This is a genomic window from Cyanobium sp. BA20m-14 (assembly GCF_024346295.1).
Genome location: NZ_JAGQCR010000156.1, coordinates 1 through 7,694 on the forward strand (window position 1 = coordinate 1; position 7,694 = coordinate 7,694).

At 64.8% G+C, this 7,694-nt stretch carries 10 protein-coding genes; 1 reads left to right on the forward strand and 9 read right to left on the reverse strand.

The annotated features are described in order from the left end of the window. Nucleotides 1-60: 60 nt before the first annotated feature. The 9 genes from KBZ07_RS13360 to KBZ07_RS13400 all read right to left on the reverse strand — a co-directional run bounded on the left by KBZ07_RS13360 (nt 61) and on the right by KBZ07_RS13400 (nt 6,989). Entirely contained in the window at nt 61-465 is a 405-nt protein-coding gene (locus KBZ07_RS13360; protein ID WP_254932072.1) for a PPC domain-containing DNA-binding protein, read from the reverse strand. Next, nucleotides 462-977, reverse strand: coding sequence for a GNAT family N-acetyltransferase (locus KBZ07_RS13365; protein ID WP_254932073.1), 516 nt, complete (start codon nt 975-977; stop codon nt 462-464). Before KBZ07_RS13365 ends, KBZ07_RS13360 begins: the two co-directional genes overlap by 4 nt. 219 nt (nt 978-1,196) lie before the next feature. Next, the gene (gene chrA / locus KBZ07_RS13370) at nt 1,197-2,543 is read right to left on the reverse strand and encodes a chromate efflux transporter (RefSeq protein WP_254932074.1); all 1,347 of its coding nucleotides are present in this window, start codon (nt 2,541-2,543) and stop codon (nt 1,197-1,199) included. Between the two features lie 171 nt (nt 2,544-2,714). Continuing rightward, nucleotides 2,715-2,864: a DUF433 domain-containing protein gene (locus KBZ07_RS13375; protein WP_254932075.1), complete on the reverse strand. Its 150-nt coding sequence runs from the start codon at nt 2,862-2,864 to the stop codon at nt 2,715-2,717. A gap of 64 nt (nt 2,865-2,928) precedes the next feature. Further along, the gene (locus KBZ07_RS13380) at nt 2,929-3,384 is read right to left on the reverse strand and encodes a cupredoxin domain-containing protein (RefSeq protein ID WP_254932076.1); all 456 of its coding nucleotides are present in this window, start codon (nt 3,382-3,384) and stop codon (nt 2,929-2,931) included. Further along, nucleotides 3,384-5,486, reverse strand: coding sequence for a copper-translocating P-type ATPase (locus KBZ07_RS13385; protein WP_254932077.1), 2,103 nt, complete (start codon nt 5,484-5,486; stop codon nt 3,384-3,386). Before KBZ07_RS13385 ends, KBZ07_RS13380 begins: the two co-directional genes overlap by 1 nt. Before the next feature lie 233 nt (nt 5,487-5,719). Continuing rightward, nucleotides 5,720-5,995, reverse strand: coding sequence for a hypothetical protein (locus tag KBZ07_RS13390; protein WP_254932078.1), 276 nt, complete (start codon nt 5,993-5,995; stop codon nt 5,720-5,722). Between the two features lie 6 nt (nt 5,996-6,001). After that, nucleotides 6,002-6,223 (reverse strand): DUF3721 domain-containing protein, encoded by a 222-nt coding sequence (locus KBZ07_RS13395; RefSeq protein ID WP_254932079.1) that lies wholly within the window; start codon nt 6,221-6,223, stop codon nt 6,002-6,004. Nucleotides 6,224-6,293: 70 nt separating this feature from the next. Then, the gene (locus KBZ07_RS13400) at nt 6,294-6,989 is read right to left on the reverse strand and encodes a DUF305 domain-containing protein (RefSeq protein ID WP_254932080.1); all 696 of its coding nucleotides are present in this window, start codon (nt 6,987-6,989) and stop codon (nt 6,294-6,296) included. A gap of 55 nt (nt 6,990-7,044) precedes the next feature. On the opposite strand from KBZ07_RS13400, the gene KBZ07_RS13405 reads away from it, so the two are divergent. Further along, entirely contained in the window at nt 7,045-7,467 is a 423-nt protein-coding gene (locus KBZ07_RS13405) for a MerR family transcriptional regulator (RefSeq protein ID WP_254932081.1), read from the forward strand. Nucleotides 7,468-7,694: the final 227 nt, after the last annotated feature.

Below are 7,694 nucleotides of genomic sequence, written 5' to 3' on the forward strand. Positions count from 1 at the left end.
TGCCTCCGGATCAGGCCAGCCAGCAGCGACTCCCTGATCTGTTGAAGGTTCTTCGGGCGATCACCGCTCTGGCTGAGCCTTGATAGCCAGCTCGGCGTAGCCGGTCGCGGGATCGCGCTCACGCCGGAACTGCCACTCCGGCAGCAGACCGATCACGAGCTCGGCGGTGGTGCGCACCAGCGAGCCAGGGCAGAGGTGCCCGCCGAATACGGCACCTTTGCTGTTAGCCACAGCGATGTGGAGGTGGGCGCCATCAGCTGAAAGGGTGCCGGAGAGGCTGAGGATCTCCAGGTCGTCGCGGATGGTTGTGGCCGCCGCCGCTCCAGCGAAGCGCAGCTGGACCACCGAGAGGCTGCCGATAGCGCTGATCACACAGCCGGCCTGCTCCTCCTGCTCGCCCATCCAGGTTTCCAGCGCCTGACGGAGATCATCGCCCGGCTGCAACCGCAGCGGCACCACCTTCATGGGGCAGGCCCCTCCACTAGCCCCTGGATCATCACCAAGGCATCGACGTAGCCCAAATGCTTGTGACGGAAAGCTCCCGGCAGGGTGCCGACCTCTTGAAAGCCATTGCGCTGCCAGCAGCGGATGCCGGCGGTGTTGGTGCTCACCACCAGGTTGAACTGCATCGCCCGGAACCCCAAACGCCGGGCGGCTTGCAGCGAGTGCTGGCAGAGCCGACTGCCGATTCCCTGGCGGCGGCAGTGCTCGGCAACTACGTAGCCGGCATTGGCCACATGGGCTCCCAGCGCGAGGGAGTTTGGCCTGAGGTAATAGGTAGCCACCACGGCCCCGGCCGGATCCATAGCCACCATCACCGACTGGCTGTGCTCCACCCACGCCACCTGGGCTTCTGACTCGCTGATCGCTGGGTCATGGGGAAAGGTTTCGCCGGCGCGGAACACCGGCTCCAGCAGCGCCCACACCGCTGGCCAGTCGGCCGGCACATAGGGGCGGATCTGCAGGGGGGATGCCACTTGGGGCCAGCTGGACGAAGGTGCCGCAGCATCCTGGCCACAGCTGTGAAGCCCCCTTTATGAACTCCCATTGCCCCTGGTGAATACCGCTGTCGATCCCCTGATTGGACAACGAGCAAACGACAGGGCAGCTGCGCCCGACCTCCTCGGGAAGGCACCTCTGCTGAGCAGGCAAATGCCCGGGGCCAACGCTCCGGGTTTTGTTGTCTGTGCGGGCGATCAACTTGAGAGCGCTGCCACCCCTGCCAGCACTGCACCGATGGCCGCCGCTGCACCGATCACCTGCAGCACGCTCCAGCGCAGCCGCAGCTGCGCAAATAAAGCCAACGCCACCACCACTGCCGCCCAAGGGTTGAAAATGCCGCCGGACCAGAGCACCGGCCCGGCGAAAAAAAGCGCCAGGCTGGCGATCACGCCCACCACGACGGCGGTGATGGCGCTCAGCGGCGCCCCGAAGCGCAGGTCGCCGCGCGTGGCTTCCACCAGCGGTGCCCCGGCCAGGATGAAACCGATGGAGGGCAGGAAGGTGAACCACACCGTCACCAGCACCGCCGCCAGGGCCAGGGGCCAGGGGCTTAAGCCAGCTGCGATCGATTGATTCCAGCCGCCCATGAAGCCCACGAAGGCCACCACCATGATCAGTGGCCCCGGGGTGGTCTCCCCAAGAGCGAGGCCGTCGAGCATCTGCGGAGCCGATAGCCAGTTGAACTGCTCCACCGCCCCTTGTGCCACATAGGGCAGCACGGCATAGGCACCACCAAAGCTGAGCAGCGCCACCCGCGTGAAAAAGCGGGCCATCAGCGCCAGGGTGCCGCTCCAGCCGCCGGCAATCGCCAGAGCTGCGAGGGGCAGTAGCAGGGCCAGGGCCCACACCAACAGCGTCACCGCCAACTGCCGCTTTGAAAAGCGCGCATGGTCCGGCGAGGCGGAGTCATCGTCGTGAAGAGCGCCAGGCCGATCCTGATTAGGGTCGCTCGATCCAGCCCCGTGGGGCTTGCTCGCCACCAGCAGGTTGGGCCGCCAACGGGCGGCGCCAATGCCGATCAGGCCAGCGCTGATCACCACCACGGGATAGGGCAGATCCAGCAGTGCCAGCGCCAGGAAACCGGCAACCGCCAGGGCCACCAGCAGGGGCGTGTGCAAGGTGCGGCGGCCGATGCGCCAGGCGGCCATCAGCACAATTGCCAGCACCGCCGGTTTGACCACGGCGAACACCGAGGCCAGCAGGGGCAGCTGCCCCCAGAGGGCATAGATGCTGGCCAGGGCCGTGAGCACGAACACCGAGGGGATCACGAACAGCCCCCCGGCGATCAGGCCACCGGGAACACCATGCATCAACCAGCCCAGGTAGGTGGCCAGCTGCATGGCCTCCGGCCCCGGCAGCAGCATGCAGTAGTTGAGGGCGTGCAGGTAGCGCCGTTCCGAGAGCCAGCGGCGCCGGTCCACCAGCTCGCGATGCAGCAGGGCGATCTGCCCGGCCGGCCCGCCGAAGCTCACCCAGCCCAGCTGGAACCAGAAGCGCGAGGCCTCAGCGAGGCTGACAGGGCTGACGGATCCAGTGGTCACGGGCTTGGGCAATGGGGGCACGATCAATATCAACGCACAGTTCAACGCAAAGGAGTCTGGGCAGCGGCGGCGGGCCTAACCCCATGGCGACTGCGGATCTTGAGCAGCACCGCCTCATCGAGATAGGGCCGCTGGTGTAATGCGGGCGGCATACTCCAGCACAAAGCGGACCTACTCCAACTGCACACCGGGGAAGCACTCAACGAATTCGGTCATGGAGACCCCGTCTTCCAGGTTTTCAAACAGGGCAGCCACCGGGACCCTGGTGCCGCGAACCTGGTTCCGCGGAACATCCAAGCTCGCTTTGCATGCCCAGGCCATCTGTCGAGGGCTGTTGCTTTTCAGCGTTGGCAGCCTATGAGCGCAAATTGGCTCGTGTCTATTTTTAGCCAGCTACCTGGGACACCCTCGTCCCTAACTCCACTTCCAGCACTCCGCGCACCATGTTCATGCCGCAGTGGAAGGGATAGACGCCGGCTTTTGTGGGGGGCAACTCCAGGCTGGTGGTGGCATCAAGGGGCAGATCGAGGCTTTTGTGGAAGTCGGGGAAGATCACCTGGGCCAAGCAGCTGCTCGGATCGACTCGATGAAAGGCAAGCCGCATCGGCTGGCCGGCCTTCACCTTGATTCGTGAGGGTGCATAGCCGCCATCCACCACGATGGTGATCTCCTGCAAGCCTGCCTCGCTCTGGCGGGCCGCCACGCCACCGCCATGGCGACCCAGGAACCACCAGAGCTGCCAGGCGATGAGAAGCAAGCCAACCATGGCCACCAGCCCTTTGAGGGCCACGGGTTGATCGATGGTGCGCCAGAGGGGCGCTGCGGCAGCAAGGATCAGCATCAGGTGGTTGGAAGAGGTAGGCGCGCGGGGCGGAAGTTCCGCAGCCTCAGGGCATTGCTCACCACCGACACCGAGCTGAAGGCCATGGCGGCGCCAGCGATCATCGGGTTCAGCAACCAGCCGGTGAGCGGAAACAGCAGGCCAGCGGCGATCGGGATGCCGGCCACGTTGTAAGCGAAGGCGAAGAACAGGTTCTGGCGGATGTTGGCCATCGCGGCGCGGCTGAGCTCGATCGCTGCCGGCACGCCGGCCAGGTTGCCGGAGATCAGGGTGATGTCGCTGGCGGCGATCGCCACATCGGTGCCGGTGCCCATGGCGATGCCCACATCGGCCTGGGCCAGGGCTGGGGCGTCGTTGATGCCGTCGCCCACCATCGCCACCGGGCCCTCACCCCGCTCCTGCAGCTTGCGAATCACCGAGGACTTGTCGGCGGGGCGCACTTCGGCGATCACCCGCTCGATCCCCACTTGGGCGGCCACCACTTCGGCCGTGCGCTTGGCGTCGCCGCTGAGCATCACCACCTGCAGACCCAGACGCCGCAGGGCGGCCACGGCGGCTGCTGAACTGGATTTGAGGGGATCGGCCACGCCGAAGCAGGCCTCGATCCGCCCGTCCACAACCACGGCCGCGACACTCCAGGCAGCGGCCTCAAGACGCTCCACTAGGGGCTGGAGGGCGACGGTGTCGATGCCGAGTTCCTCGAACCAGCGGGGGGTGCCGACCCGCACCTGCTGGCCGGCGACCACCCCCTGCACGCCGCGCCCGGCCACGGCCTCGAAGCCCTCGAGCGCAGGCAGTGCGCCGTACTTCAACTGGCTGCGGGCATAGGTCGTGATCGCTTCGGCCAGGGGATGCTCCGAGCGGGATTCCAGCGCTGCCGTGAGGGCCAGCAGGGTGTCGGCCGGCAGCACGCCGCCGGGTAGCCGTTCAAAATCGGTCACCTCCGGCTGGCCGCGGGTGAGGGTGCCGGTCTTGTCGAGCACGATGGTGCGCAGCTTGCCGGCCGTTTCCAGGGCTTCGGCGCTGCGGAAGATCAGGCCGTTCTCTGCCCCCTTGCCGGAGGCCACCATGATCGAAGTGGGGGTGGCCAGGCCCAGGGCACAAGGGCAGGCGATCACCAGCACACTCACCAGAAACAGCATCGCCAGCACGGGATTGCCGCTGATCAGGAACCAGACCACAAAGGCGGCAATAGCCAGGGCGATCACCACCGGCACGAACCAGCCCACCACCTGATCAGCCAGGCGCTGCAGCTGGGTGCGGGAGCTCTGGGCCTGGCGCACCAGCTCCACGATCTGGGCCAGCACCGTGTTGGCCCCCACCCGGCTGACTCGGAAGGTGAAACTGCCGCTGCGGTTCATCGAGGCGCCGATCACGGCATCGCCGGCAGCTTTGGCCACGGGGGTGGGTTCACCGGTGAGCATCGACTCCTCCACCCAGGAACTGCCTTCGCTCACCTCCCCATCCACCGGGATCTTTTCGCCGGGACGTACCTGCACCAGGTCACCGACCACCACCATCGACACCGGAACTTCAACCGGTTGTCCATCCAGCAGCACCCGGGCGCTGGGGGGCTGCAGCTGCAGCAGCCGCCGGATCGCTTCTGAGGTTTGGCCGCGAGCCCTGGCCTCCAGCAGCCGGCCCAGCAGCACCAGGGTCAGGATCACCGCCACGGTTTCGTAGTAGACGTCGGCGGGCAGGCCTTCCGCGATCAGCACCTGGGGGAACAGGGTGGTGAACAGCGAGGTGAGGTAGGCGATGCCGGTGCCGGCCGCCACCAGGGTGTTCATGTCGGCGAAGTGCTGCCGGAAGGCCGAGACGGCGCCGGTGAAGAAGTCACGCCCGCACCAGAACAACACCGGTGTGGTGAGGATCAGCTGGGTCCAGGGGCTTGTGAACCAGAAAGGCAGTAACGGAAGGCTGTGAAGCCCCAACATGTGGGGCAGGCTCGAGCCCATCACCAGGACGGTGAGGACGGCAGCAACGCTGACCTTGCGGCGCAGCAGGGTGCGCTCCCGGGCCAGCTCCCGCTCCATACCGTCTGCCGAAACGGCTGGTCCCTCGGCAGGGCAGCAGGGTGGGCCGAGGGAGGGGGCGCTCATTGTGTGCGTGACATCAGAGGCCTGGCGTTGGCGCGGAGCTATCTCTTCAAGCTAGTGATGTCCAGTTCGATGCAGAGCCATATCCCGTGATTTTCCTATTCTGGTTCTTGATATTTCTCCTTTGAGCTCAGTTATGTAGCAAGTGGATTACACTTGTCTCCGAGTAAAATAATCTCCGGATAATAGGGCTGCAGGTTGATTACCTCGAAGTTGTCCGTGTGGATTTCCAGCACTCAGGCCCTAGCCCTGCGGCTTGAAATCAGCAGGGCCATGCCGGAACCAATGACCACCAGCGTGAACAGCCCCAGCAGCCCTGAGTAATAGGGCTGCAGATTCAGCGGGCCAAAGCGACCGGAGTGAATCTTGAGCAGCCAGAAGGCGTCGATTCCCTGCTCGAGCAGCAGGCTGTAGAGCGAGCCGGTTGCGGCGGTGAGCAGTAGTGGTGCCGCCGCGATCGGCACTACCCAGCGGTGCAGCTGACGCCAGCGAGTTTTAGGCAAAAAAGGCATGGCGGTTTAGTGGTGACGCAGTTGCTGGTGCAGGGTTGCCTCATTGCTGCAGGGCATCCACTTACCGCTGTTCTGGTGAGTGCCTGTGCAGCCGAGCTCCTTGGCCCTTTGCTCGGCCTGCTGCTGGGTGTCATGAAGGCCCTTGGGGTGGGCGTGGCTGGTCAGCGGTGTTGCCGCCAGCGCCAGGGCGATCAGTGCCATGCGGCTATTCATGGAGAAGAGATCCATCAGAGGTGAATTGATCAGATCGAAAGAGTCAGATTAAAAGAGTTAGATTAAAAGAGTTAGATTAAAAGAGTTAGAAGCGAAAGAGTGCGTCGTATTGGCTGTACTCCGGCTTGATCAATCCCTCCAGGCGCAGCATGCGGCGCAGCTCGATGATTTCAGCGCGCTGGGCCACTATGATCTCTCGCGCTAGCCGGCGCACGGTGGTATCGCTGCTCTTGTTGAGGGCGTCGTGGGCCATCTGCAGGGCACCGCCGTGGTGGGCGATCATCCCCTCGAGAAACCACACCAACCGGTTGGCTTTGGTGGGGGTGGAGCCCATCATCTGCATCGCCTGGATCTGGGCAGCGCCCATGCGCTCCAGGCTGCTCATGGAGTTGGGATCACCGCCCGGCCTGAGGGCCACTGGATAGACCGGCGCCTCTGGATACCAGGCCTTGCGCCACTGGGCCATCGCCTTGATCTCGCGGGCCTGCTCGCGCCAGATGCTGTTGGCTAGGGCGCCCACCCCGGGGTGGCCGATGTTGAACACAAACTCACTCATCCGCAGCGCACCGGTGTGGTGCTGCACCATCGCGTCGAGCCAGCGCAGGTCGTAGGTGGCACCGGCTGGGCCGACGTCATGGCTATGGCTGGCGTGTGCCTGGCTGGGGGAAGCGGCAGCAGGGGCCGCCTGATGCTGGTGATGGTGCTTGTGGGGATCGCCCTGGGCCAGGGCCGGGGCGGTCCAGATCCCAGCAAGTAATAGCGATGCAGCGAGGGAACGCATGGGTAGGAAGTTGGCTGTGTTCCTACGATGGGGTCTCCTCTTGGTGGAGAGTCAAGTGGCCGCACTACAACCGCCAGAGCTGCCGGCCCAGGAGCCCCAAAAGATCGGAGCGGTAGCTGCCCACTCGGGCGTTTCCGTAAAAACGATCCGCTTCTATTGCGATCAGGGACTGCTGCGACCATCAGGCCGCAGTGAGGGGCACTACCGGCTTTTTGATGCGTTGGTGTATGGAGAACTGGCCCTGATCCGCACCCTGCGGGGGCTCGAGCTCCCTCTGCCCACAATCAAAGCCGTACTGGAGGCCCGCCGATCGGGGATGTGCACCTGCGACAACCTGCAGGCCACGATCCGCGGCAAGGCCGGCGAGATCGAGCAGCGGATTGTCGATTTGAAATCCCTCCATGCCGAGCTAAACGGACTGCTCAGCACTTGGCAGAGCTGCGGCGGCAGGCCAGCTCAAGTAAGTGCAGGCATCTGAAGGAGAAACGTGCTGCCGGCGCCAGGGGTGATCTGCTGCTGGGCGGCAACACAGCTAAACCGCGCGACACCCTGGTGGGACCACAGCGATCTGGCCAGAACTGAAGGAGCCAAGCCCAACCACCCATGCAACAAAAAAGCCCCCTTATGCAAGGGAGCTTTTGGGATTCCGTTATTGCCCAGCCGTAGCTGGGCTGTTGACTATCAACCGATTGCAGGTGCGGTCAG